Origin of the sequence: Anaerotruncus sp. G3(2012), assembly GCF_000403395.2 — a bacterium.
In the GTDB taxonomy this organism is placed as follows: Bacteria; Bacillota; Clostridia; order Oscillospirales; family Ruminococcaceae; genus Anaerotruncus.
In genome coordinates this window covers 216,375-241,287 of the sequence record NZ_KE159676.1, presented here as the reverse complement: position 1 = coordinate 241,287, position 24,913 = coordinate 216,375, and the positions used below count along the sequence as shown (strand labels likewise).

Here is a 24,913-nt window from a genome sequence, read left to right as displayed (position 1 = left end):
GCAAGTGGTCATCATGACCACTTGTTTTATCCGTAACACTCTGACGATACGCCCGCTGGCGGCAGGCATTGCTGCAATAGAGCGCGTCTGACCGCTTGGGCGTGAATGTGTTCCCGCACACTTTGCAGACCTGAGTACGGGGCGGCTGCGCCAAACGCCGCTGTATCAACTGCTTTTTATAGCCGGTATTGCCGCATTTCTTGTAATAGCAATATTTTTTGGACCAGATTCGCGTATAGAAAACACACCCGCATCCCTCGCAAATAATCTTACGGACGGGGTCGCTTTTCCCATAGGGTCTGCCAGCCATCTTGCGCTCGTAGCAATTCTTCAAAACATCCTGGTGCTGGTATTCCCAATCACAGTTCCACATGGGCGTTCAACCTCCCTCTTGATGGAAAAGAGCGGTCCACAGCATTGCGGACCGCTCCGATACAAATTCATGATACTTTTGACTTCGCTTCTCTCGCCATGCGGCGGTAATCCTTCTGCCTGCAAGCAGGACAGCAGTATTTCGCGTTTGGCCGCAGAGCGGAGAAGGTTTTGGCACAGGTCGCGCAGGTCCGCTCAAAAGGAGGGCTGAGATTCTCTCCGGCCTTCAAACGGCGGTATCTCTCCCGACTGCGGATACGCTCCTTCTGCAATCGCTCCTGCTCCGCGATCTCTTCCGGAGTAGGTTCCGGCATGGGGGCATCAAATTTACCGATGAATTTCAGATAGATGTCCACCTCCTGCACCCGGTCACCCGTGGACCTATCCGGGGCGTGAACGACGATCTTGTCAACGAACTCGTTGATCATCGGCGTAGTCAGCTCTGAGAAATTCGTGTACTTCCTCGCAAGGTCGAGGAAATGCTCCACATTGGCGGTGTCCTGCTCGAAGTTGACCAACGCCGATTCGGCCTCCGTGATAGATTGCCGGAGCGACGTCTGCTCCTGCTCATACCCGACAAGAAGGGTGTCAAAGCGAGCCTCTCCAATGCGTCCCACCGCATAGGATTCATACAGCTTTTTGATGATGGTGTCCAACTCGTCAAAGCGCCTCTTGTCCTTGTTCAGCTTTCGCTTCAAGTCCTTTGCCGCCTGCGCTTGCTGAACTTCAGACGCTGCCCGGACCTTTTGAATGAACTCAGCCTCATTGGAGATGGCGTAGGTGCTGGTGACCTTGATGGTTTCTAAAATCAACGTCCGCAGAGCTTTTGTGGAGATGTGATGATTGCTGCAAACAGCCGTCCTTCTTTGCCCTGCGAGTTTATACGAGGAACATTCGTAGGCGTCCGATGGATACGGCTTTGTCTCACTGCCCCGTGTCCGCTGGTTATACATCTTTGCCCCGCAGTCCGCACAGAATACCAGCCCGGTCAAGGGATTCGCCTCGCCCAGCGTATCAATACGGCGTGGAGTTCCCCGCAGTTTCTGAACAAGTTCCCAGGTGCCCTTGTCCACGATAGCCTCATGGGTATCCTCGAAAATCAGCCAGTCCTCCGGGGCATGATAAACCGGCTGCTTATCTTTATAGGATTCTTTGTGGGAACGGAAGTTGACTGTATGGCCCATGTACTCAGGTTTAGACAGTATCCGTCCCACAATGAAGTCGCTCCAAGCGTAGGGACGGTCGATGTTTTCCTTGCTTTTCCAGGGGCCACGTCCCTGCCTTGCCAGATAAGCCGCTGGGGACTCTACCTTATCCCGGTACAAAATGTTGGCAATATCGCTCAGGCCGTGCCCTTCAATAGCCAACTGGTAGATACGCCGCACAACTGCCGCCGCTTCCTCGTCAACCAGCCAATGATACTTGTCGTTGGGGTCTTTTCGGTAGCCGTAAATAGCCTGATTGGTGGTCGGCTTGCCAGATTCACCTTTGACCCTGATGGCAGTGCGCTGTTTCCGGCTCAGATCGCGCAAGTACCACTCGGACATGATATTGACAAAAGGGGCAAACTCACCAGAGCTGGGATCGTTGCTGTCAATGCTGTTCCCGATGGCAACGAAGTGGATACCGTAGCGTTTGAAAACAACCTCTGTGTAAAAGCCCGTCTGGAGATAATCTCTCCCCACCCGGCTGAGGTCCTTGACCAGAAGATGTTCTACCTTCCCGGCCTCAATGTCGGCAATCAGTCGTTTCCATGCGGGACGGTCAAAATTGCCGCCAGACCATCCGTCATCCGTGTAATGGACGATATTACTGTAACCGTGGTCAGCGGCATAGCCCTCCAGGTATCGTTTTTGATTGATGATCGAATTACTGTCCCCTGAAGATTCATCGTCACGGCTGAGACGTTCGTATAACGCTGTGATCTTCGTTTCCGTCTGTCTGGCGCTCATGATGCGCTCCTTTCAGACTGACGGTTCATTTGTGGCACATTCATCATACCACATTCTGGCGGTGATGCCAACCCCTCATGTTGGATCAGTCGCATAATTTTGTCCTCCATAGTCTCGTTTCCGCCCTCTTTAGTAAAAATGTTCACTTTGAAAACTGTGCTTCCGATTCGTCGGGTCATGGTGGTGCTGCTTGTATTTTGGGTCATTGTACCTCTCTTTCCTTGTTTGTAGGGGGATTCCCCGCCGGTGGTCCGTTGTCCCTATTCAGTTGTAGGCGCAAAAACGCCGCCCCGACAACTTGGGGCGGCGCCTCCGCAGATATTCGCTATAACATCCCATGCTCCTTTCCGTATGGTATCAGAGGTTTTACCCTCTGATACCAATATACGGAGAAAATGGTGCCGGTCGAAAAAATATGGCGTTATTGCAAGTTGAGGCCGTTTCAGTGGTGGAAATTGCAAAAATGCAAGATACAAAATTCGACTTAAATTTTGGTGTGGAATGTAGTATAATCAGGTATCATGGGGGAGGGCGTCGAAATGGAGCAGGTATATTTACCGGGAACCGTCCGGCAGAGGATACAGGAGCTTATTAAGGAGCGGAAGATTACCCAAGCTGAACTTTCTGCGGAAATTGGTATGGCAGAAAGCACCCTTAGCCGGTTCCTGAGTGAGAAAACAGATAAAATCGGGGACGAGTACATCATCAAAATTGCGGACTTCCTGGGGGTATCTACTGACTTTATCTTGGGGCAAACAGCTTTTCCAGAGCGGCGCAACTATGACATAGAGGAATTGGGCCTGTCCTATAAGGCGGCAATGGCGCTATATACGAGGGAAGTCGATACAGATGTGGTCAACCGTATTTTGGAGAATCCACAATTCCCGGAGATCACACGGATGATCTCCCGGTATTTTAAGGACAGCAATGCCGAAGGACCTGCGGGACTGAACGCCATGTGGGATACTATGCAGCAGATGATCGGCACATTGGACACCAGCCATCTGGCAAACCCGCAGGAGGGGACAGAGGCCGCTACACAGATTCTCGGCATGATGAAAGTTGCTCCCCACGAAAGGGATGTTGAGGTAATCCAGTCCTCTTTAATGACAATGCTCCGGGACATCAAGGCCGGTATCCAGACACAGACACCAACAACGGAACTGGCTACAAAGCAGATCACTCAATCTATGATGCAAAGCATGGTCAAAGGTGAAAACGCTGTTCCAGCGTTGCAATCTATCTCGCTGGAACAGCTTGCTGGGGCCTACTCAACACTGCCAGGTGCAACACCGGAACTGGGCGGGCAGTTTTCCGAGCTTATCAAGAACTTTATCAGAGATTTCATGGATATTGCACAGAAGCAGGGTCTGACAGATGAAAGACCTGACGAATGAACAGCTTTGCAAATTGGCGCAGGCCGGAGACAAACAGGCTGTGTCCTTACTTATTGAGGCCAATCTCCCGTTTGTTCGGAAAGTCGCAAATCAAATTGTAGGGAACCCGGTACGGCAGGAGCATCTATCCGCCTGCGGTGTAGGTTTTGACGATCTTGTGCAGGCCGGTTCTATTGGGTTGTGGAGGGCAATCGATGGATATAGGCAGTTTGAAGAAATCCAATTTCTGACTTATGCCGCTCCCGCTGTCAAACGCTCCATGAGTGACCTAATCCGCCAGTATAGCCGGGACACGGTGTGGCAGTTGCGGCACGATAAGGCAAACGCCTGGAAAATCATATATCTGGACGAGGATTTAGATGATACAGAGGATGATACCGTTGAAACTCTGATTTCTTCTCCCTGCGCCAAATTGCCAGAGCAGATTTATATTGAACAGGAGACGGCGGCTGAACTTCACGAGGCGATGGATGCGCTGCCGGATCGGGAAAATGTTTATGTTCAGTACCGCTTTGGGTTTGCGGACGGCAAAGACCACCCGCTCACCGAAACGGCGCAGTATTTCCATTTGACGGAGAGCCGTACGAAAAGCGTAGAACATTCTGCACTGAAGCTGTTACGGCATGAACTGCTGATTGAAATTCCAGAGCGGGCCTATGCCAGAGCGGAGGACAGGCTGACAAAAGTGTTGGTTGCGGCAGGCGAACTTCATGCTGTGGAACTCCGGCTGAAATCCCAGCGGAAGCGTGGCAGAAAAATAACCGCCGTAGTCTACGAATATCTCGCGGACTGCGGCGGCAAATGGGGCGCACTCAGCTATAATTTCAAAGATGATACAACGGAAATCCTTCTACTGGCGGAATGGGATACCATACTCAGCCATAGATTTGCGATGCGGGCGGTTGAGCATTTCAGAATACACCACAATGATAAACTGCCGGATAAAATTGTGCTGACATTTATCGGACCTGAACAAAGGAGCCGTCGCTATGACAATAAATTTGAAGCAGGTAATTGACGCCGTTGAGAGTGCCAATGAGGTGTGCACAGATCTTTATGACGGCATATCGCTATCTGCCGCAGCATCGCTTATATTTTTTTCCGCTTCCACACGGGCATGGGTCATTGCGCCCCGGTTTCTTCTGCTCTACCCGCTGTAATGTCTTCCAAGGAACCGGAATATCCGCGTCAAAAATTCCCTGACGCAGTTTACCAGCGTCCAATTTCCCTGCTTGAAGCACCCGACTGATATTGGGGCCAAATTCAAGGGAGCTGGGCCGTTCTCCGCCCATGTACTCCTGAATCTCATTGGGTGTGAAGCCCCGATTCGAGGGGACTCGCGTACTGTTGTACATAGCAAAATAATATTGGAAAAACTCGTTAAGCTGTTCCAGGGAGTGAAAGCAGCCTCTGCCGGCCAGACGCTCTACATCGCTGATGATCATCTGCGGTTCGCTGTTCCCGCAGCGAGCCCCGAGTTGAAGGTCGGAAAGCACATCATCAGCCCGCTTCAGCTTCAGCACGTTTCTTAGATATGCTCCAAGGTCCAGAAACTCTTTTGTCTCTTCCGAGTAAAAATCATCCTGGTATTTAAGTAATTCGTCCTTTTCCGGGATGTAATAGGGCTTGTCCGCCTGTTCTTCCTTTAACTCCAAATAACTCTCGAAGCCGTCCAGCGCATACAGATATTCGGCAACGATCTCCCGCTTCATCGGCGGGGTCGGTTCCTTCATGTCATCGTAGATATCCTCCGCACCGGCGATAGTGTAAAGCCGTTCCTCCTGATCAAGCTGATCCACAAATTGCAGAAAGTCTTCCTCTGTCAGTTTTAGCTCTGGGTTCTGCTTCTGAATGATGCGAAAAGCCCGGTACAGGGGTGTAATGCCGTATAAATTGGCGAAGGCGTCAAAATAGGAGCGCAGAAGCTTCTCCGTTCCGCCGGGCAGGCCCGTACCGTTCCGCTGGGGATTTTCCTCCGTTTTCATAAACGCTCACCTCAACATTTCTAATTTGCTTTTATATCGCGGCTCATCAAATGGGACCTTGTCCTTCAGCACATCGTACATTTCCTCAAGCAGCACCGCGGCAATCATCTCCTTAGCTCTGGCGGCACCGTGAGCTGCCGATAACCGCTCAAAGGTGTGCTTCACATAATCGGGTTCATCTGTTATTGTCGTTGTCACAGGCTGTCCGGTTTCATCCAGACCGGCAATCTGGTTATCGACAACCTGCAGGATCAGCGCTTTCAGGCGAGGGTTATATTCCTCCCCCGGCGCTCGTTTCTGTTTTCCCATAAGCCGTTCCCATTCCTTTCTGTTCCATTTTGGGTTCTTTCTCTGGTAATGCCTACGTAGAGCATATTCCGTTGCAGCATCACATTGTGAGCTATCAGCACAGGCATGGTAGCAATGGGCTATTCCGGTCCCTACGCCTTATGGCTGGTGGTGGCGCAGGCCAGAGTCAACTCATCTAGTTTTGCCGCGTCATACTCCACCATGCGGTCAACGAATTGAGCAAAGAGAGCGTTCGGCTCTCAAGACCAATCGGCTAAATCATACTGACGTCCCCGTTGAACACTTCCTTGGCGGATGGTGGTCTATCAAAATATACCATATTCCGTCTGAATTGTATAGCAAAAAAACAGGGAGTGTGGCTGCGGCAAGCGCAGTCATACTCCCTGTTGTGTTTCTTATGTGTAGACCAGTTCACGGAGGACGATTTCCTCTGCCCGGTTACGGATATTATTCATACGGCCTACCCATTCCATCTGATTGGATGCTTTTGAGGATTCGGTCACGCCCTCCTGCTTCGCCATGACCGATATAAGAAAATCTATGCGCTCATGGCAGGCGGCATCAATTTCAGCGAGATGTTTCCACAGTTCACCAAACAGAACCATCCGATTGTAAACGCCAGGGTGATGCTCTTTTAGGAATTTCTCCCGCATCCGGCCATATACACCGATTTTGTACTCAGTGTCATCGTCAAGGGCAAGGTCAGGGATGTAGTAGTCTCCTACTTTCGTATAGGTCAATTCCATAGTCATTTCCTTTCATTTGCAGCGAAACGTGAATTGCAGTTGCGAAAAACGCTTATTTTTGGCGTTCTCACCGCTTTTCTTATAACTGCAATGCACCATTTTGCCACAAATGAACCGCAGTCATATGAATGAGTTTTAATAGGAACACTGTAATATCAAGGCTTTTCGGAGCCAGCAACCACAAAAAAATATTATTTGAGCTATCACATTACGCAGAAAGCCGTCCGGCATGAAAAAACGGGCGGCTTTTTTGCGTGGATAGCCGGGAGGGAGGCAAAAAAATAGTAACAAACTTTTAGCGCAAGATTTGTGCAACATTCACGAAATTAAAAAAGGAGGTAACGAATGGCAGACGAAAAATTAAACGTGAGCCCGGAGGAAAATCCCCAGCCCAGCTTGTTCGATACCGGCCCGGAGGGTGCTCCTGCCCAGGACGCTCCCGCCCCGGAGCCCCCGGCCCCGGAGAACGCCCCCGAGCAGACTGGCGGCGAACCACCCGCCCAGGATGCCCCGGCTGGGGCCCCCGGCGCGGTGAATGTCTCCGCTGACCAGATTGAAAAGCTGATGGCGGAGCGGCGGGCGGCGGAACGTGCGGAGGTGGAAAAGAACGAGCCGCCCGAACCGGAACAGCCGCCCACCCCGGCCCCGGAGGATAAGGCCGCCGGGGAAAAGGAGCCCGAGAAAAAGGGAAAGGCCGCCAAAGAGAAAACGCCCGAGCCGGATAAGCCCAAGGGCAGGCGAGGCCGCAAGCCCAAAGAAGAAAAAGCGGGGCCCGGTGAACCGGGAGGGACGGGGGCCCGCCGTGGCCGCCCGGCCAAGGCTGATAAGGCGGCCCCGGACAGGCCCCCGTCCCAACCTCGAGACAAAATGTCCCAAAGCAAGGGCGGAAAGGCCGCCACGGTAAAGGGCAAGGAAGAGGCCCCCGCCGCTCCTGCGCCGGAACAGCCGCCCCAGCCCCGTGACGCGACCCGCGCCGAAAAGGAAGAGATTGTTTACCTCAACCTCTCGGAGCTGTTCCCGTTCAAAGACCATCCCTTTGGGGTGCGGGACGATGCGGAAATGAAAGGGCTTGTGGAGTCCGTCAAGGACAACGGCGTACACCAGCCCGCGCTGGTGCGTCCCCGCGAGGGCGGCGGCTATGAAATCATCGCGGGCCACCGCCGCCAGAGGGCCAGTGAGCTGGCCGGGTTTGCAAATATGCCGTGTATCGTCCGCAACATGACGGACGATGAGGCCATCCTTGCGATGACGGACGACAACCTGCGCCACCGGGAAAAGATTTTGCCGATGGAAAAGGCCCAGTCGCTGAAAATGCAGGTGGAGGCCATCAGCCATCAAGGGACGAAGATGGAGGGCGTGGCCGCCGGGGACGTTGGAAAACGCTCCACGGAAATCGTGGGGGAACGAAACGGCATGAATTACAAGCAGGTACAGCGGTATATCCGGCTGACCGAGCTTGTGCCGGAGCTCCAGTCTATGGTGAATGAGAAAAAGCTGTCTTTCACCCCCGCCGTGGAAATCTCGTTCATCAAGCCCAAAAACCAGAGGTTTATCGCCGTTTCCATTGAGGGCGAGCAGGCATCCCCCTCGCTCTCCCAGGCCCAGGAGCTCCGCAAGCTGGATAAGGACGGGAAACTGAACGGCGATGTGATTGACGGCATTTTGAGCCGTGAAAAAAAGGAGGTAGACAAAGTGATTATTTCCGCCGCTGAATTGAACAAGTATTTCGGCAAGGACGCCACGCCCCGGGAAATGAAAGACCAGATTATGTCCCTGCTGGCCGAATGGAAAGAGAAACAGCCCCCGGAGCGCACCGCCCCGGAGAAAAAGACCGACCGGGAAAAGTAAGCCTTGAGACATTTTGTCCCAAGGCTTTTCTCTTTCCCGCGCCCCTCCCCCGCGCCTTGCATAGCGTTCTTTTAGAGAGGGGCTCTGGTGGTATATCCCCCGTCGCCGCCTGCTACTGAGCACAGCCGGGAGTGGGCGGTCAAGGGGCGGAACGCCCGCCGCCTGCGGCGGCTTGCCCTTGACGGCCCGCCCCGGCTGTGTCACCCCTCCCGGCGCGGCGGGGGATATATCCTCCAGAGCCGCCCCCTTTCCCATGAATGGGAAAGGGCGGGGGGATTGGGCTGAACGACAACTATTAAAATATCGGAGGTAAACGACTATGAAACGACCCCTTGCTTATATCACCGCCGCTTGGTATGGCGGCGACACGGAAAACGCGGAGCTGGCCGCGCAGTACTGCCGGGCGGTTTACGATGCGGGCTTTGCCCCTATCTGCCCGGCCTTGTTCCTGCCCCTTTTCCTCAATGACGCGGTTCCCGAGGAGCACAAGAGCAGCATCGACATTGGCCGCGACCTGCTCCGCCGCTCCCGGGTGCTGGTGGTGTGCGGGCATACCGTCACCGAGTCCATGAAGAACGACATCGCTGTGGCCCAGCGGCTTGGCATCACCGCCACCACCCTTGAGGGCATCCTGACCGTCAAGGGACAGGGCCGCCGCTGACGTGGCCGCGCTGTTCGAGGCGTACATCACCAATCTGGGGAAATACAACGAGGGCGAGCTGGTGGGGGAAACGCTGAAATTCCCCACCAGCCCCCAGGCGGTGGAGGCGCTGTTAAAGAATATCGGCGTGGACGGCATACGCTACGAGGAATTTTTCATCACCAGCTTTGACGGCGATGTGCTGGGGCTCTATGACTATCTGGGCGAGTATGAAAATCTGGACGAGCTGAACCATCTGGCCTGCCTGCTCTCGGAGCTCCCCCAAAGCGAGATTGAAAAATTCGAGGCCGCGCTCCATATGGGGGCGCATACCTCCAGCGTGGCGGACATCATCAACCTTGCGGAAAATCTGGACTGCTTTGAATTTTACCCGGAGATTGAAAGCGAGGAGGATTTGGGCCGCTATTTTGCGGAGGATTTGCCGATACCCGCCGAGCTGAAAGACTACTTTGACTATGAGGCATACGGGCGGGACATATCCATCAACGAGGACGGCCACCTTGCCCCCGGCGGCTATATCGTCCAGACGGGCGATATTAAGGAAGTCTACCACGGGATAGAGGATATTCCCAAGGAGCACAAGGTTTTTGCCCTCCCCCGGCTCTCCATCCGGGAACAGATGGCCGCCTACAAGGAAGTGATTGACCGTTCCTCTCTGGAGGCTGAACGCAAGCACCCGGAAACAAACCGGGACGAGCGGTGACTTCGAGACAAAATGTCCCAAAGGCCGGAGGGCCTATCCCCCATGAAAGGAGGCGGTTTTGATTGATTGACGAGGATGTTTCCCGGCGCACGATAGCACTTTCTATCAGAACGGGAAAACTTTCGGCCCGGGTGCTGGCCTATGCGCTCCGGGCGGCTGGCCGGAAGATACAAAAGGAGCACCGGGCCCACCAGACGCCCCACGGCAGGCAGTCCGTGAAAAAGCTCATGGCCCACGGCGCGGCGACCAACAGCATCGAGCTCACCGGGGCCCCCAAGGAGTTTGACCGGGTGGCCCGGAAGTGGAATGTTGACTATGCCTTTTATAAGACCGGGCCGGACAAGTATCTGCTGTTCTTCAAGAGCGGGCAGGCGGACGCAATCACCGCTTGTTTCTCGGAATACTCCCGCCGTGTGCTGGATAAGGCAAAGACTGACCGCGTACCCATCCGGGAACAGCTCAAACGGGCCGCCGCCGAGATACTGCGCCAGCCCGCGCCCCAAAGGAAAGACCGCGTAAAGGAGGCCGCCCATGAGGACAGATAAGCTGAAAAAGTACCTTTTACCCAACCTCCCCTATCTGTTCATCGGCTGGGCCTGCCTAAAGGTGGGGACGGCCTACCGTCTGGCGGCGGGGGCGGATTTGGCCCACAAGCTGGTGGGGATGGTGGCGGCCCTCGGCCCGGCCTTTGCCGACTTCGCGCCGGGGCTTGCTCCTTTTGACTGGCTCACTGGCATCGCGGGGGCTGTGGCGATCCGGCTGATTATCTATCAGAAAAGCAAAAAAGCCCAAAAATATCGCCGGGATGAAGAGTATGGTTCGGCCCGCTGGGGAACGGAAAAAGACATCAAGCCGTTCACCGACCCCAGGTTTGAGAACAACATCATTCTGACCGGGACGGAGTTTCTCACCACCAACACCCGGCCCGCCGTCCCCGCCAACGCCCGGAACCTGAATTGCTGTGTTGTCGGTTCCTCCGGCTCCGGCAAGACCCGGTTCTGGCTTACCCCGCAATTACTCCAGGCCCATTCCTCCTATGTGGTGGTAGACCCAAAAGGCGGGGTGCTGGAGCAGGCGGGCTTTTTCCTGCAACGGAAAAAGGGATATAAAATCAAGGTTTTTAACAGCATTGATTTTTCCCGCTCCATGCACTACAACCCGCTGGCCTATATCCGCAACGAGGCCGACATTTTGAAATTCGTCAATACCTTAATAGCCAACACCAAAGGCGAGGGCAAGGAGGGCGACCCGTTCTGGACGAAATCAGAAACGCTCCTATACTGCGCCCTTATCGCCTATATCATCTTCGAGGGCCCGGACGAGGATAAAAACATGAATACCCTTGTAGACATGATTTCCGGCATGGAGGTCAAGGAGGACGATGACGACTTTATGAACGCGGTGGACTATATGTTCGCCGGGCTGGAAAAGCGCAAGCCGGACTGTTTCGCGGTCAAGCAGTACAAAAAGTACAAGCTGGCCAGCGGCAAGACGGCGCGGAGCATACTTATTAGCTGTGGCGCAAGGCTGGCCCCATTTGACATCCCGCAACTCCGGGAGATTATGAGCTATGACGAGATGGAGCTTGACAAGCTGGGTGACAGACGGACGGCGGCGTTCTTCATCATCAGTGATACCGACACCACCTATAACTTTATCGTGGCCCTTGCCTTTTCGCAGATGTTCAATCTTCTCTGTGAACGGGCGGACAACGTACACGGGGGCCGCCTGCCCCATCATGTGCGGGTGCTGTGGGACGAGGCCGCCAACACCGGGCAAGTGCCCAACCTCGAAAAGCTGGTGGCGGTCATCCGCTCCCGGGAGGTGAGCCTGACGCTGTTCTACCAGCAGTTGGCCCAATGTAAGGCAATCTACGACAAGAACGCCGAGACGATACTCGGCAACATGGACAGCGTGGTATTCCTCGGGGGCCGGGAGGCCAGCACTATCAAGGAGATTTCCGAGAACTGGCTGGGGAAAGCGACTATCTCCATGCAGACCGAGGGCCGCTCCCGTGGGCAGTCGGAAAGCTACAACCAGAACACCCAGCGGCTGGGCCGGGAGCTTATGACCCCCGCCGAGCTTGCCACCATGCCCGGCGACAGGTGCATCCTGCAACTGCGGGGCCTGCCGCCGTTCTACTCCCGGAAATACGATTTGAAACAGCACCCCAACTACCGATACACGGCGGAGGCGGACAAGAAGAAAAACGCCTTTTCGCTGGAGCGGCTTATCTGCCGCCGTATAAAAAAGCTCAATCCCAACGAGCAGTACACCGTGTACGAGGCGGACGTGCCGGACGGAACGCCCATAGACGAGGACGAGGACATCCTCAACTATGACGATTTGGACGACCCGGACGCTTTTGTATAGCTTTGGGACATTTTGTCCCGAAGTGTCACCTGCTGCCTATACCGGGCGGCTTTTCTTGTGCCCGGGAATATCCCGGAGAAATGGAGGACTATATGGCATTTTTCGCATCCGCTATCACCACTTTGCAGACCCTTGTTATCGCGCTGGGCGCGGGCCTCGGCGTTTGGGGCGTTGTCAATCTGCTGGAGGGCTACGGCTCGGACAACCCCGGCTCCAAAAGCCAGGGCATGAAGCAGCTCATGGCCGGGGGCGGCATCATCGTCATCGGCACGACCCTCATCCCGCTGCTGTCGGGCCTGTTTTAAGGGCGGCGGCTTATGGACTTTCTCACCGACTGGCTCACGGACTGGCTGAAAGAGCTGCTGATTGGCGGCATCATGGGGAACCTTGAGGGGCTCTTTGATACCGTCAATGCCCAAGTCGGAGAGATTGCGGTGCAGGTAGGGACGACCCCGGCGGCATGGAACGCCGGGGTTTTCTCCCTCATCCGCCAGCTTTCCGAGACGGTGATTTTACCCATCGCCGGGCTGGTGCTGACCTTTGTAGCCACCTATGAGCTCATCCAGATGCTCCTCGAAAAAAACAATATGCACGAAGTAGACGTGGCGAACCTCTATAAATGGATGTTCAAGACCGCGTGTGCGGTGCTGATACTTTCCAACACGTTCAATATCGTGATGGCCGTCTTTGACGTGTCGCAGAGCGCGATTTCCCGCTCTGCCGGGTTGATACAAGGCTCCACGGCGGTTTCGCCGGATATGCTGAACAACCTCCAGACCACGCTGGAGGGGATGGATTTGGGCCCGCTCCTTGGGCTGTGGCTCCAGTCCTCGGTCATCGGGCTCACCATGCAGGCGCTGGGCATCATCATCTTCGTGCTGGTGTACGGAAGAATGATTGAAATATATCTGCTGACCAGCCTTGCGCCCATCCCCGTTGCCACCCTCTCCAACCGGGAGGTGGGCGGCATGGGGCAGAATTACCTAAAATCCCTTTTCGCCGTGGGCTTTCAAGGGATGCTGATTTTAGTCTGCGTCGGCATCTATGCGGTGCTGGTGCAGGGCATCGCCGCCGGGGGCGACCCCATCGGCGCGATATGGGGAACCGTGGGCTATACGGTGCTCCTTTGTTTCATGCTGTTCAAGACCGGGACAATCGCCCGCAGCATCTTCGGGGCCCACTGATTGAGCAGCACTTCGGGACAAAATGTCCCAAAGCCCGGAAAGGAGGCCGGATATGCCGAGGCGTTACAAGCTGGGCCCGGAGGGTGAGATGCGCCGGGCGTGGGGCGGCAAGCTCCCGGAGGAATTTACCCAGCGGGATATGCTGGCGTTCATGGCTGAAACCGACCTGCAACTGCAAGGGACGGTATCAGCGGAAACCCTGTCCGCGATACACGCGGCAGGCTATGACTATATGGGCGGGGCGGTCATCCCCCGGCCCGGAAAGGAGGATTTATCTATGGCGAACACACAGACGGCGGTTCAGACCGCTGAAATGGCGGAGGCCGCCCAGGAGGAAATGCGCCGTCTGATTTTCGAGGCCCCCATCGCGGAGCTGGCCGAGCACCAGGGCATCACCATTGACGAGGCCGTGGCCCTGCGGGTGGAGCAGAACCTTGCCGCCGCCACTATCCCCATCGAGGTGACGGTGCGGCCCATTGAGCCCCAGAACAAACTGATAGGCTTTGCCAGCGTCAACTTCGGCGGCGTGGTGGTGGACGATTTCAAGGTGGTGAACGGGCAGAACGGCATTTTCTTAGGTGCGCCCTCAAAACCCGACCCCACCAGCAGGACGGGCTACCGGGCCACGGTGCGTATCAATGACCGGGCCACCCAGGAGCGGCTGAACGCGGCGGGGGTGGAGGCGTACCATTCGGCGGTTGAGAAACTTATCGCCCGGGCCGAGGCGGTGCGCCCCGCGCCCATCCGGGAGCAGATGGATAAGGCGGGAAAGGAGGCCGCGCAGAAAAATGCCGCCCGCCCCGCCCCGGCAAAGGGAAAGGAGGGACGGGATGGCAGATAGCTTGGCCTTGGGACAAAATGTCCCAAAGTCCCCGGAGGGCCCGGTGCTGGAGCCCCCCGGTCTGTTTCTGATGGACGGCATCGCGGGCCTGCGCTCCCTCCCGGAGCACTCGGTAGATATGCTTCTGACCGACCCGCCCTACGGCACGACCCGCAACTATTGGGATGTGCCTTTGCCCCTCCCGGAGCTGTGGGAGGCGGTGCGCTGGGCGGTCAAGCCCTCCGGGGCGGTGCTGTTCTTCGCACAGTGCCCCTATGACAAAATCCTCGGCGCGTCCAACCTCTCCATGCTCCGCTATGAATGGGTGTGGTATAAGAGCCGCTGTACGGGATTTCTCAACGCCCGCCGCGCCCCGCTGAAAAAGACGGAGAATATTTTAGTGTTTTACCAAAAGCTCCCCCTCTACAATCCGCAGTTTGAGCAGGGCAAGCCCTATAAGAAAATCGCATCCCAGTGCGACCAGAGCCCCAACTATGGGAAGTTTGTCCGCTCCGGCAGCGGCTCGGAGGACGGGCGGCGGTTCCCGGGGAACCTGCTTTCATTCCAGACCGTGGCCCATACCGTCCACCCCACCCAGAAGCCCGTAGAGCTGTGTGAGTATCTGATAAAGACCTACACCGCCCCCGGCCAGGTGGTGGCGGACATCTGCGCGGGCTCCGGCACGACGGCCATCGCCGCACTGAACACGGGCCGGGAATTTATCTGCTTTGAGACGGCCCCGGCCTTTTACGGCCCGGCCACGGAGCGCATCACCCAGGCGCGGGCGGCTGTGGCCGCTGGCGGAAAGGGGGTGTGACTATCGGTAAATATAATGTGATATACGCCGACCCGCCGTGGCGGTACGCCCAAAAGGGCCTGCAAGGTGCGGCGGAGCGGCACTACCCCACAATGGGGATTGAGGAATTATGCGCGTTGCCCGTGGCGGAATTGGCGGCCCCGGACAGCGTTCTTTTTCTGTGGGCCACGTTCCCCCAGCTCCCGGAGGCCCTGCGTCTTATCAAGGCGTGGGGCTTTCAGTATAAGTCCGTGGGCTTTGTCTGGCTGAAAAAGAACAAAAAGGCTGATAGCTGGTTTTACGGGCTGGGCTTTTGGACGCGGGCCAATGCGGAGGTGTGCCTGCTGGCGACCCGTGGGCATCCCCGGCGCAAGGCCCCCAACGTCCACCAGTTCATCATCTCCCCCATTGAGGGCCACAGCAAAAAGCCGGACGAGGCCCGGGAGAAAATCGTGGCCCTTATGGGGGACGTGCCCCGCGTGGAGCTGTTCGCCCGCCAGACGGCCCCCGGCTGGGACGTATGGGGGAACGAGGTGGAACCTACGGCGGGACTTCAAAATTTCGGGGCCCCCGCAAAGTCGGCAGACCTTGTGGGGAGATGAGGCACAACGGAACGGGGCGAGCTTTGGGACAAAATGTCCCGAAGTGAGCGGAGTGAAGTTTGTGCCGACAAGTCCCAAAGGAAAGGAGGCTAAAAATGCCCTATGTAAATGTACCCAATGACTTATCCCGAGTCAAAACAAAAATCGCTTTCAATCTGACAAAACGCCAGCTTGTGTGTTTCGGCGGCGCGGCCCTTGTGGGAGTCCCCTCCTACCTGCTGGCCCGGAGCTCGCTGGGGAACACGGCGGCGCTTTTTCTGATGCTGGGCATCATGCTCCCGGCGTTTTTGCTGGCGATGTACGAAAAAGACGGCCTGCCGCTGGAAAAGGTGGTAAAGAACATCATCCGGACCAAGTACCTGCGGCCCGGGGTGAGGCCCTACAAGACCGGGAATATCTACGCGCCCTTTACCGGGCAGGCGGGAAAGGAGGCAGTGAATGGAAAACCGAAAAAACAAAAGAAAGAATAAGGCGGCGTTGTCCGCCCAGCAGTCCATCCCCTATGTGGCGATGCACCCGGACGGCGTGTGCCAGCTCCCCGGCGGGCTCTACACAAAGACCGTGGAATATGAGGACATCAACTATTCCGTGGCATCCACCGAGGATCAGTCCGCGATATTCAGCGGGTGGAGCGCGTTCCTCAACTACTTCGACAGCGCGCTCCCCGTCCAGCTCTCCTTTATCAACCGCCGCTCCCACTCCACCAGCCGCTACCATGTGAACATCCCCGCCCAGGCGGACGATTTTGACAGCATCCGGGGCGAGTTCGTGGGGATGCTGAAACGCCAGATTGCCCGCTCCAACAACGGGATTGAACGCTCCAAATATATCACCTTTGGCGTGCCCGCCGAGGGCATCGCCGCCGCCCGGCCCCGGCTTGACCGGGTGGAGGCGGACGTGATGGGGAACCTCCACCGGCTGGGCGTTCCCTCGTCCCCTCTGGACGGGCGGGAGCGGCTGGCCCTCCTGCATGGGCAGATGCACCCCGGACGGCGGGAGCCGTTCCGCTTTTCGTGGGCGGATATTTCCAGAACGGGGATGGGGACAAAGGACTTCATCACCCCCAGCGGCGGCTTTGACTTTAGGGGCTCCCGGTTCTTTCGTGTGGGCGGCTTTTGGGGCGCGGCGTCCTATCTCCAGATTTTGGCGTCCGAGCTCTCTGACCGCCTTTTGCGGGAAATTCTGGAGCTGGACGCGGAGCTCACCGTCACCATGCACATCCAGACCGTTGACCAGCTCAAGGCGATAAAGACCATCAAGGGGAAAATCTCGGACATTGACAAGATGAAAGTGGAGGAGCAGAAAAAAGCCGTCCGCGCCGGGTACGACATGGACATACTTCCCCCCGACCTTATCACGTTCAGCAAGGACGCGGCGGAGCTCTTGGGGGATTTGCAGTCCCGGAATGAGCGGATGTTCCTTTTGACGTTCACCGTCATCAACCTCGCCCCCACCCGCCAGCGGTTGGAAAATGACGTGTTCACCGTCTCCGGCATCGCGCAGAAATACAACTGCGCCTTAAAGCGGCTGGACTGGCAGCAGGAGCAGGGCTTTATGTCCTCGCTGGCCCTCGGCTATAACGAGGTGCAGATACAGCGGGGCATGACAACAAGCTCCACAGCGATTTTCATTCCCTTTATGACGAGGGAGCTCCGCATGGGCGGGCAGGCCCTCTACTACGGCATGAACGCCCTTTCCCACAATGTCATCATGGCAGACCGGAAAAAGCTGAAATCCGCGAATGGGATGTACCTCGGCTCCACAGGCTCCGGCAAGAGCTTTGCCGCAAAACGGGAATTGATAAACGTATTTTTGGCGACCCAAGACCGCATCGTTATCGTTGACCCGATGGGGGAATATTCCCCGCTGGTGCGGCGGCTGGGCGGGCAGGTCATTGAGATTGCCCCGGACAGCCCCCACCATATCAACCCGATGGATATTCAGATGGGGCTTAATGATGAGGACAGCCCCCTTTCCATGAAAGCGGATTTTCTTCTTTCGCTGTGTGAGCTGGTGGTGGGCGGCAAGGACGGCCTGCAACCCATAGAGAAAACCGTCATCGACCGCTGTGTGCGGCTGGTGTACCGGGAGCTTGCGCTGGGGCTGGAGGGCGCGAAAATGCCCCTGCTCCAAGACTTGTACGAGGAGCTTTTGAAACAGCCGGAGCCGGAGGCAAAGCGCGTGGCAACGGCCCTTGAGCTCTACTGTACGGGCTCCCTCAATCTGTTCAACCACCCGACCAACGTGGACTTGAGCTCCCGGGTGGTGTGCATCGTGCTGAAAGGGCTGGGGGAGAACCTCCGCAAGATTGCGATGCACGTCACCAACGAGTTTGTCACCTCGGCGGTGCATACCAACTACCAGAACGGGGCGGCGACATGGTGCTACTTTGACGAGTTCCACATCCTGCTCCGCGACCCGCTGACCGCCAGCTACTTTGTGGCGGTGTGGAAGATGCTCCGCAAAAAGGGCTGTGTGCCCTCGGCCCTCACGCAGAACGTGAAAGACCTTTTGGCCAGCCGGGAAATCGAGAACATACTGGATAACACCGATTTTCTTGTTCTGCTCTCCCAGGCCCAAAGCGACCGGGCGATTATCGCAAAACAGCTCGGCATTTCCGAGCACCAGCTTTCCTATATCACCCACAGCAATTCCGGCGAGGGCCTGCTGTTCTATGGGAATGTGACCATCCCCTTTGTTGACCGTTTCCCCAAGGGTGAGATTTACAACCTGCTCACCACCCGCCCGGAGGACATAGCCAATGACCAGAGGAACGAATAACGCCGGGCCCGCCGGGGACAAAGGCACTTCGGGACAAAATGTCCCAAAGTCCCCGAAGGGGCCCAAAACCAAAAAATCGAAATTCCGCATGGAAAGCGAACAAGAGAAAATCAGCAAGTCCAAGCTCCGCATGGAGACGCGGGAGGACAAGTTGAACCGGGCCCGGAAAAAGCTGGAGGGCAAAAAGCCGCCGAAGCCCAGGGGCCCGGTGCGCCGGGCTTTTGGGGCCGCCGGGTGGAGCGCCCACGGCTTTGTGCATGGCAAAATCTACGAGGTGGAGCATGAAAACGTGGGAACCGAGGGGACCCACCGCTCCGAGCTTTTGGGCGAGGCCGTTCTCCGGCAGGGGACGCGGTATGCGAAAAAACGCATCCGGGAGCACCCGGCCCGGGCCGTCCATAAGGCCGAGGCGCAGTACATCAAGGCCCGGGCGGACTACCAGTTCCGCATGGCCGCCCAGGAGAACCCGGAGCTTGCCAAAAATGCAGTTACCCGCTATTGGCACAAGCAGAAATTAAAAAAACAATACGCCAAACAAGCGCGGCAGGCGGCAAAGCAGACCGCGAAACAAGGGGCCAAGGCCGCCGGGAAAACCGCCGCCGCCACGGAAAAGCTGGCGGAGCGGGCTGTGGCTTTCGTGAAACGGCATCCCGTGGGGGCGCTTATCGCGCTGGCCTGCGTGGTGCTCGTTTTATCCCTCCAGTCCTGCGCGTCCTCCCTCGTCTCTTTGGGGAATGCCGCCGCAGGAGCTGTGGGGGCCACCACCTACCCCGCCGAGGATGGGGATATGCTGGGGGCCGAGGCCGCTTATTGTTCGCTGGAGGCTGAGCTCCAGCATTATCTCGATACCTACGAAAGCACACACGACTATGACGAGTACCATTTTGATTTGGACGCTATCGAACACGACCCCTATGTGCTGGTTTCCATTCTGAGCGCATGGCATGAGGGGGAATGGACGCTGGCGGATGTCCAGCCCACCTTGCAGATGCTCTTTGACCGCCAGTACACGCTGACCGAAAACGTGGTAAAGGAGCGGCGGTACTACATCGAAACGGATACATGGACGGATGAGGAGGGCAACACCCATACGGACAGCTACCGGGTGTATTACGATTACTACATCTGCTATGTGACGCTGGATAACTTCAACCTTTCCCATCTCCCGGTGTACATCATGGGGGAGGAGAAGGTTTCCCGGTATTCCCTCTACATGGCTACGCTGGGGAACCGTCCCGACCTCTTTCCCGGCTCGTCCTATGTGGGGAAATATACCAACCCGCCGGAGGGCTACGAAGTGCCGGGGGAATATCTGGACGATGAGACATTCGCGGCGATGCTCTCCGAGGCCGAGAAATTTTTGGGCTATCCCTATGTATGGGGCGGGAGCTCCCCGGCCACGTCCTTTGACTGCTCCGGCTTTGTTTCGTGGGTAGTCAATCATTCCGGCTGGAACGTGGGGCGGCTGGGGGCCCAGGGGCTCTACAACATCTGCACCCGCACCAGCTCCCCCCGCCCCGGAGATTTGGTTTTTTTCAAGGGAACCTATGACACCCCGGGAGTCTCCCACTGTGGCATCTATGTGGGGGACGGGATGATGATACACTGTGGCGACCCTATCAGCTACGCCAACTTAAACAGCAGCTACTGGCAGGCCCACTTCTACGCCTACGGGCGTTTACCATGAAAAGGAGGTTTTCAATGGCGATTAGCAAGAGCGCAAAAATCATGGCCGAGATAGAAAAGGTCAAGGCCAAAATCAGCGACCAGCAGGCCCGGCTGAAAGAGCTGGAACAGAAACACAAGGAGGCCGAGAACGAGGAAATCGTGGACATCGTGCGGGGCATGAGCATTTCCCTTGAGGAGCTCCCGCTGGTGCTCCAGCGCATCAAGGCCGGGGACACTTTGGGACAAAATGTCCCGAAGTCCCCTAAAGGGGCCCCTGCAAAGTCGGATGACTTTGTGGGGAGAGGAGGCGCAAGGGAGCGGGCGGAGTTTTCGCCGCAGGCGGAAACGGAGGTGAGCGGACTTTGCGACGACGAGGAAAAGGAGGACGCGGAATGAAACTGAAAAAATATCGTGTAGTGGCGGCGGCTCTGTGCGCCGCTTTTTTGCTGTGCGGCATCACCACCACGGCCTACGCCGGGGGCGGCGAGGAATGGGAGGACGGTACGGGCGGCCCGGAGTGGGAGGAGCTTGACCCCGTGGAGCCCACGCCTGCGCCGGAGCCGGAACCCGAGCCCAACCCCTTTACCCCGGACGGGCAGGGGACGATGGTGGATAACGCCACCGACCAGGACGGCAAGGAATTTTTCACCATCATGGCGGCGGACGAGTCCGTGTTCTATCTGGTGATTGACCGCCAGAGGGAGACGGAAAATGTGTACTTCTTGAACGCCGTCACCGTGGCCGATTTGATGGCCCTTGCGGAGCCCTCCCCGGAGCCCGTCCCCGAACCGCTCCCGGAGCCGGAACCCGAACCTGCTACCGAGCCGAAGCCCGAGCCCGAGCCGGAAAAATCCGGCGGGGCGGGGACGCTCCTGCTGGTGCTGGCGGTACTGGCCCTCGGCGGCGGGGCCGGGTGGTACTTCAAGATTTACCGCCCCAAACAGCAGGCCGCCGCTCCCGGCGAGGATTTTGACGAGGCCGAGGAATACGGCGAGGACTATGGCGGCGGTGAGTATGACGACCTCCCCCCGTGGGATGAGGAAGAAGAAAAGGAGGACGGAGAATGAATTTCACATCGAACCCTTTGGAACGGGAAATGAAACGCCGCCCCCGGCCCCGGGCTCCCCGCCCGGAAAAGCCCCGGGAGGGCTCCCGGTGCTGTGGCTGTCCCTACTGGCGCGGCATCCCCTGCGGCTCCTGCTTTCAGAGCCTTTTGAAAAAACCGGGCGGGAGGTGATATTTTGCGTGAGCTGACCCGTGAGGAAAAGGCGGCCATCCGCTCCCTTGTAGTGAAATGGTGCGCCAACTATGACCGGGAAATGGGATGCTTGCCTTTGGACTGTGAGTGCTATATGCTGGGGAAGTGCTGGACGGGGGCCTATTGCAGATACTTCCGGGAGGCCGTCCTGCCGCTGAACCCGGTGCTGGAGGCCGCCCTCAATACCGAGGGGCCCGCCCCGGAAACCCGGCCCTGTCCTGTCTGCGGGCGGCCCTTTCTCCCGGACGGGCGACGGCGCTATTGCTCCGAGGCTTGCTCCAAGGCCGCAAGGCAGAAGAAACAGCGGGGATATATGCGGAAATACCGGGGGTGAGGCGTGAGCATTTGGGGGTATAGAACCCCGCTGTTTTCAAGGCTTTCCGGGGCCGCTTTTAGGGCGGGGCGTACTTTTACACGTCCTGCCCCGATTTCCCAAAATAGTGCTAACATTTCGAGAGGAGGTTCCTATGGACAGAAATCAAGGCTATACAATCTTAAAGGCCGTCATGCTGGAGAATGGCCGGGGCTTTGCGCTGGGGGAGCATCCCCGGGCCCCCTCCCCCTTTGTGACGTGGGCCTGCTATGATGACGAACACGGCGCAAGGCAGTATGAATGGGGGCATTATGGCAGTGACCGGGCCGCGCTGGAGCAGGACTTGCTGGAGCGTGTGGAAAACTACCAGCAGCAGTTCTCCGTCAAGGTGGCGCAGATTGAGGCCCCCGGCCTTTACAAGTATTATTCCACCCAGCGGCCCGTTGACATCGGCACGTTCCCCAAGCCTGCAGGCAACGCCCCGGACGAAATCGTAAACTACGACAAGCGCGTACCCGTGGAGGGCGGCGCGTTCCTTGCGTGGGGGCATCTGACCTACACAAAGCCCTTGACGGAAAAGCAGGCGGCGGACTATGAGCTCCGACCCGCCCCGGAGGTGTCCGGCCTACTGCGGGACGGCGGCAGGCCCCGCCCGATTGCCGAGCAGATGAAAAAGGCGGCAAGGCTGGCCGGGGAACGGCAGGCCCCCTCTGCGCCTAAACGGAACGCGCCCGACCGGGGCGACAGATAGCATGGCTGGCAAAAAGCGCCGCCGCCCCATCCATCTCCATGTGATGGTATCTGAGGAAGAGCAGGCACTTATCCAGGAACGCATGGCCCAGGCGGGCATCCGCAACATGGGGGCCTATATGCGCCGGATGGCCCTCTGCGGCTATGTGCTCCAGGTTGACCTTGCCCCCGTCCGGGAGCTGGTTTCCCTCCAGCGGCGGTGCTCAAACAATCTCAATCAAGTGGCCATCCATGCCAACACCTACGGGGGCATCTACCCCGAGGAAATATCGGCCCTCCAGCGGGACTACTCCGCTTTGTGGGGCCCTCTGTCTGATTTGCTGAAACAGCTTTCCGCGCTGGTGGAGCTGTGACCTGCTGGGGAGCGGTGCTGTGCCGCTCCCCGGCTTTTTCGTACTTCGGGACATTTTGTCCCAAAGGTGGGGTGGATTGTTGCGCGGGAATGTAGTATACTTGTTTTGTCAATGGACGGCAGATAGGAAAAGTGATACCATTACTCAAATATAAAGTAGCTTGTTGATTGGAGGGTTGGCATGAGTCGGAAAGAACTGTATCAACGGTCAAAAGGATGTGTAATCTATGGGATTTTTTCTTTTGTCGTTTGGGTAATCATGATTTTGGCATTGGCCGCAATTATGGCAAGAGAATACCCCTCACAAATACAAATTGTCTTGGTCTTTCTTTTGCTTTCTATTTGTGTTGCCACTGCTGTCCTTTTTTTAGTTTACTGGAAATATTGGCTTGATTTAATACAAAAAGCAACGCTTGTTTTTAACGGGCAGGTGGTTTCAGACGGGCCAATTATCGGTTCTCCAATCGAGAGGGGCTTGAACTGGCGGCTGATAGAAAAAGGGGACGATACCATGCAACAGTTCTTGATTTGCTTGCCGATAATGGAGGCACAGTATCATAAAACTGCATTGATACAAGATATATGCTACGGTTCAGTTTCTTTCCTCTACCTTAAAAGGTCTAAGTATATTGTAGAAATTAAAAGCCTTTCAGTACCAGAGCAAAACAAAATGAGCAAACACGCGCAAAAGAAAGCGCATATAAAGAAACCATATTGAATTATCTAAAAAACAGAATAAGCTAATAGACAGCGGGCGCTTTGCCTGCTGTCTTTTTTCATGGCGAGAGGAGGTGCTACCACGGCCACGACCTACATCCGGCCCTACAAGCAGGCGGCGGGACTGAGCGCCGTCCAGACGATGGAAGAGCGGTTTGCCTACGGGCTCAACCCCCAAAAGCTGGGGGCCGTGTCCTCCCACCTCTGCGACCCGGCCACAGCCGCCGCTGAGTTTCTGCTGGTGAAAAGCGAATACCAGGCGGCCACGGCCCGGCCCGTGGAGCGCGGGGCTCTGTTCTTCCAGATACGGCAAGCGTTCCCGCCCGGTGAGGTGACGGCGGAGGAGGCAAACAAGCTGGGCTTTGAAACGGCGATGCGCTGGACGAAAGGCAAATACCAGTTTTTCGTCTGCACCCATACCGACAAGGGCCACATTCACAACCACATTTATTTCAATTCCACGGCCTTTGACTGCTCCCGGAAATTCCATAATTTCCTCGGCTCCAGCTTTGCCCTCCGGCGGCTGTCTGACCGGGTATGTCTGGAGCATGATTTGTCCGTGATACAAAATCCCAAACAGCACAGCAAGGGCCGCTTTCTCCACTATGGCCAGTGGGTGGGGGAAAAGCCGCCCTCCGCGCAGCAGCGGGTGCGGCTGGCAATCATCGCGGCTCTTGAAAAAAAGCCCGCCGACTTTGTCGCGTTCCTCCGGCTGATGGAGGAGTCCGGCTTTGCCGTCAAGCGTGGGCGGGGCGGCGTGGTGTCGTTCCTTGCTCCGGGGCAGGACAAGTACACCCGGCTCCGGGCATCCACCCTCGGCGCGGGCTTTGACCCCGAGGACATCCGGGCGGTGATCGCCGGGGAGCGGCCCCTCCCGGAGCTCCCCAAGGACGCGCCGCCCCCGATCCGGCAGGTGGGGCTTATCATTGACATTCAACAGCGCATGGCCGAGGGCAAGGGCCCGGCTTATGAACGCTGGGCGAAAGTCTACAACCTAAAGCAGATGGCCGCCGCCCTCCAGTTTCTGCAGGAGAACAATCTCACCGACTATGACGCGCTGGCGGCAAAGACCACGGCGGCGGTTGACCGGGCCCACGCGCTGGCCGGGGAGCTCCAGACCACCGAGGCCGCCCTCTCCAAAGTCTCCGGGCTGATGGGGGCCGTGGTGGACTATGCAAAGGCCCGGCCCGTGTTTGACGGCTACAAGGCGGCCCGGTACTCGAAAAAATACTGATTTTGTCAATATGAGTTGACACAATTCACGCAAGGAATATAGGATCTAAGCAGCAGCCGCAGTGAGGGACAGATAGAAGCGCTCTCTCTTGA

The 24,913-nt window shown here is 56.9% G+C and carries 26 protein-coding genes and 2 pseudogenes; 22 read left to right on the top strand and 6 right to left on the bottom strand.

What is annotated here, in order from left to right:
• From C814_RS24415 to C814_RS0105355, 3 genes are all read right to left on the bottom strand, one after another.
• Window positions 1-373: hypothetical protein (locus C814_RS24415; protein ID WP_016316835.1), on the bottom strand; the 373-nt coding region annotated here is incomplete at its 3' end.
• Between the two features lie 67 nt (window positions 374-440).
• Window positions 441-2,324, bottom strand: coding sequence for a recombinase family protein (locus C814_RS17935; protein ID WP_016316834.1), 1,884 nt, complete (start codon window positions 2,322-2,324; stop codon window positions 441-443).
• A complete protein-coding gene (locus C814_RS0105355; RefSeq protein WP_242829025.1) occupies window positions 2,321-2,503 on the bottom strand; it encodes a transposon-encoded TnpW family protein in 183 nt (60 codons plus the stop codon). Before C814_RS0105355 ends, C814_RS17935 begins: the two co-directional genes overlap by 4 nt.
• Before the next feature lie 360 nt (window positions 2,504-2,863).
• Here C814_RS0105355 and C814_RS17930 point away from each other — a divergent pair, with 360 nt between their 5' ends.
• A complete protein-coding gene (locus C814_RS17930) occupies window positions 2,864-3,721 on the top strand; it encodes a helix-turn-helix domain-containing protein (RefSeq protein ID WP_016316833.1) in 858 nt (285 codons plus the stop codon).
• Window positions 3,702-4,739, top strand: a complete 1,038-nt coding sequence (locus C814_RS22510) for a sigma-70 family RNA polymerase sigma factor (RefSeq protein ID WP_016316832.1) — start codon at window positions 3,702-3,704, stop codon at window positions 4,737-4,739. Before C814_RS17930 ends, C814_RS22510 begins: the two co-directional genes overlap by 20 nt.
• Window positions 4,740-4,791: 52 nt before the next feature.
• Here the strand turns inward: C814_RS22510 and C814_RS24665 are convergent, their stop codons facing one another.
• From C814_RS24665 to C814_RS17915, 3 genes are all read right to left on the bottom strand, one after another.
• Entirely contained in the window at window positions 4,792-5,706 is a 915-nt protein-coding gene (locus C814_RS24665; protein WP_016316831.1) for a YecA family protein, read from the bottom strand.
• 6 nt (window positions 5,707-5,712) lie between these two features.
• Complete coding sequence (locus tag C814_RS17920; RefSeq protein WP_016316830.1) at window positions 5,713-6,015, bottom strand: hypothetical protein; 303 nt, start codon at window positions 6,013-6,015, stop codon at window positions 5,713-5,715.
• Window positions 6,016-6,410: 395 nt separating this feature from the next.
• A complete protein-coding gene (locus C814_RS17915; protein ID WP_016316829.1) occupies window positions 6,411-6,761 on the bottom strand; it encodes a TnpV protein in 351 nt (116 codons plus the stop codon).
• Between the two features lie 345 nt (window positions 6,762-7,106).
• Here C814_RS17915 and C814_RS17910 point away from each other — a divergent pair, with 345 nt between their 5' ends.
• The 20 genes and pseudogenes from C814_RS17910 to C814_RS17820 all read left to right on the top strand — a co-directional run.
• Window positions 7,107-8,609: a ParB/RepB/Spo0J family partition protein gene (locus C814_RS17910; protein WP_016316828.1), complete on the top strand. Its 1,503-nt coding sequence runs from the start codon at window positions 7,107-7,109 to the stop codon at window positions 8,607-8,609.
• 319 nt (window positions 8,610-8,928) lie between these two features.
• On the top strand, window positions 8,929-9,270 hold the full coding sequence (locus tag C814_RS17905; protein ID WP_016316827.1) for a DUF7768 domain-containing protein: 342 nt from the start codon (window positions 8,929-8,931) through the stop codon (window positions 9,268-9,270).
• A 1-nt stretch (window position 9,271) separates the two neighbouring features.
• Entirely contained in the window at window positions 9,272-9,973 is a 702-nt protein-coding gene (locus C814_RS17900) for an antirestriction protein ArdA (RefSeq protein WP_016316826.1), read from the top strand.
• A gap of 65 nt (window positions 9,974-10,038) precedes the next feature.
• On the top strand, window positions 10,039-10,518 hold the full coding sequence (locus C814_RS17895) for a PcfB family protein (RefSeq protein ID WP_037376191.1): 480 nt from the start codon (window positions 10,039-10,041) through the stop codon (window positions 10,516-10,518).
• Window positions 10,505-12,346 (top strand): VirD4-like conjugal transfer protein, CD1115 family, encoded by a 1,842-nt coding sequence (locus tag C814_RS17890; RefSeq protein ID WP_016316824.1) that lies wholly within the window; start codon window positions 10,505-10,507, stop codon window positions 12,344-12,346. Before C814_RS17895 ends, C814_RS17890 begins: the two co-directional genes overlap by 14 nt.
• 92 nt (window positions 12,347-12,438) lie before the next feature.
• Window positions 12,439-12,651 (top strand): Maff2 family mobile element protein, encoded by a 213-nt coding sequence (locus C814_RS17885; protein WP_016316823.1) that lies wholly within the window; start codon window positions 12,439-12,441, stop codon window positions 12,649-12,651.
• Between the two features lie 12 nt (window positions 12,652-12,663).
• A complete protein-coding gene (locus tag C814_RS17880; protein ID WP_016316822.1) occupies window positions 12,664-13,530 on the top strand; it encodes a VirB6/TrbL-like conjugal transfer protein, CD1112 family in 867 nt (288 codons plus the stop codon).
• Window positions 13,531-13,582: 52 nt separating this feature from the next.
• The gene (locus tag C814_RS17875; protein ID WP_016316821.1) at window positions 13,583-14,371 is read left to right on the top strand and encodes a septation protein SpoVG family protein; all 789 of its coding nucleotides are present in this window, start codon (window positions 13,583-13,585) and stop codon (window positions 14,369-14,371) included.
• A complete protein-coding gene (locus C814_RS17870) occupies window positions 14,361-15,167 on the top strand; it encodes a DNA-methyltransferase (RefSeq protein WP_016316820.1) in 807 nt (268 codons plus the stop codon). Before C814_RS17875 ends, C814_RS17870 begins: the two co-directional genes overlap by 11 nt.
• On the top strand, window positions 15,164-15,748 hold the full coding sequence (locus C814_RS17865) for an MT-A70 family methyltransferase (protein ID WP_016316819.1): 585 nt from the start codon (window positions 15,164-15,166) through the stop codon (window positions 15,746-15,748). The genes C814_RS17870 and C814_RS17865 overlap by 4 nt, the downstream gene beginning before the upstream one ends.
• A 95-nt stretch (window positions 15,749-15,843) precedes the next feature.
• Window positions 15,844-16,218 (top strand): PrgI family protein, encoded by a 375-nt coding sequence (locus tag C814_RS17860; protein ID WP_016316818.1) that lies wholly within the window; start codon window positions 15,844-15,846, stop codon window positions 16,216-16,218.
• A complete protein-coding gene (locus tag C814_RS17855) occupies window positions 16,187-18,529 on the top strand; it encodes a VirB4-like conjugal transfer ATPase, CD1110 family (RefSeq protein ID WP_016316817.1) in 2,343 nt (780 codons plus the stop codon). The genes C814_RS17860 and C814_RS17855 overlap by 32 nt, the downstream gene beginning before the upstream one ends.
• Window positions 18,510-20,216: a C40 family peptidase gene (locus C814_RS17850; RefSeq protein WP_016316816.1), complete on the top strand. Its 1,707-nt coding sequence runs from the start codon at window positions 18,510-18,512 to the stop codon at window positions 20,214-20,216. Before C814_RS17855 ends, C814_RS17850 begins: the two co-directional genes overlap by 20 nt.
• Window positions 20,217-20,230: 14 nt before the next feature.
• Window positions 20,231-20,458: pseudogene (locus tag C814_RS0105345) on the top strand (DUF4315 family protein); the annotation flags it as partial.
• A 131-nt stretch (window positions 20,459-20,589) separates the two neighbouring features.
• Window positions 20,590-21,264 carry a CD1107 family mobile element protein gene (locus C814_RS17845; RefSeq protein WP_016316814.1) on the top strand — a complete coding sequence of 225 codons (675 nt, stop codon included), beginning with the start codon at window positions 20,590-20,592 and terminating at the stop codon, window positions 21,262-21,264.
• A gap of 171 nt (window positions 21,265-21,435) precedes the next feature.
• Window positions 21,436-21,789: a cysteine-rich VLP domain-containing protein gene (locus tag C814_RS17840; RefSeq protein WP_031219867.1), complete on the top strand. Its 354-nt coding sequence runs from the start codon at window positions 21,436-21,438 to the stop codon at window positions 21,787-21,789.
• A 133-nt stretch (window positions 21,790-21,922) separates the two neighbouring features.
• The gene (locus C814_RS17835; RefSeq protein WP_016316812.1) at window positions 21,923-22,519 is read left to right on the top strand and encodes a defense against restriction DarA-related protein; all 597 of its coding nucleotides are present in this window, start codon (window positions 21,923-21,925) and stop codon (window positions 22,517-22,519) included.
• 1 nt (window position 22,520) lies between these two features.
• Entirely contained in the window at window positions 22,521-22,871 is a 351-nt protein-coding gene (locus C814_RS17830) for a plasmid mobilization protein (protein ID WP_016316811.1), read from the top strand.
• A gap of 180 nt (window positions 22,872-23,051) precedes the next feature.
• A complete protein-coding gene (locus C814_RS17825) occupies window positions 23,052-23,588 on the top strand; it encodes a hypothetical protein (RefSeq protein ID WP_016316810.1) in 537 nt (178 codons plus the stop codon).
• 141 nt (window positions 23,589-23,729) lie between these two features.
• Window positions 23,730-24,818 (top strand): annotated as a pseudogene (locus tag C814_RS17820) (relaxase/mobilization nuclease domain-containing protein); the annotation flags it as partial.
• Window positions 24,819-24,913: the final 95 nt, after the last annotated feature.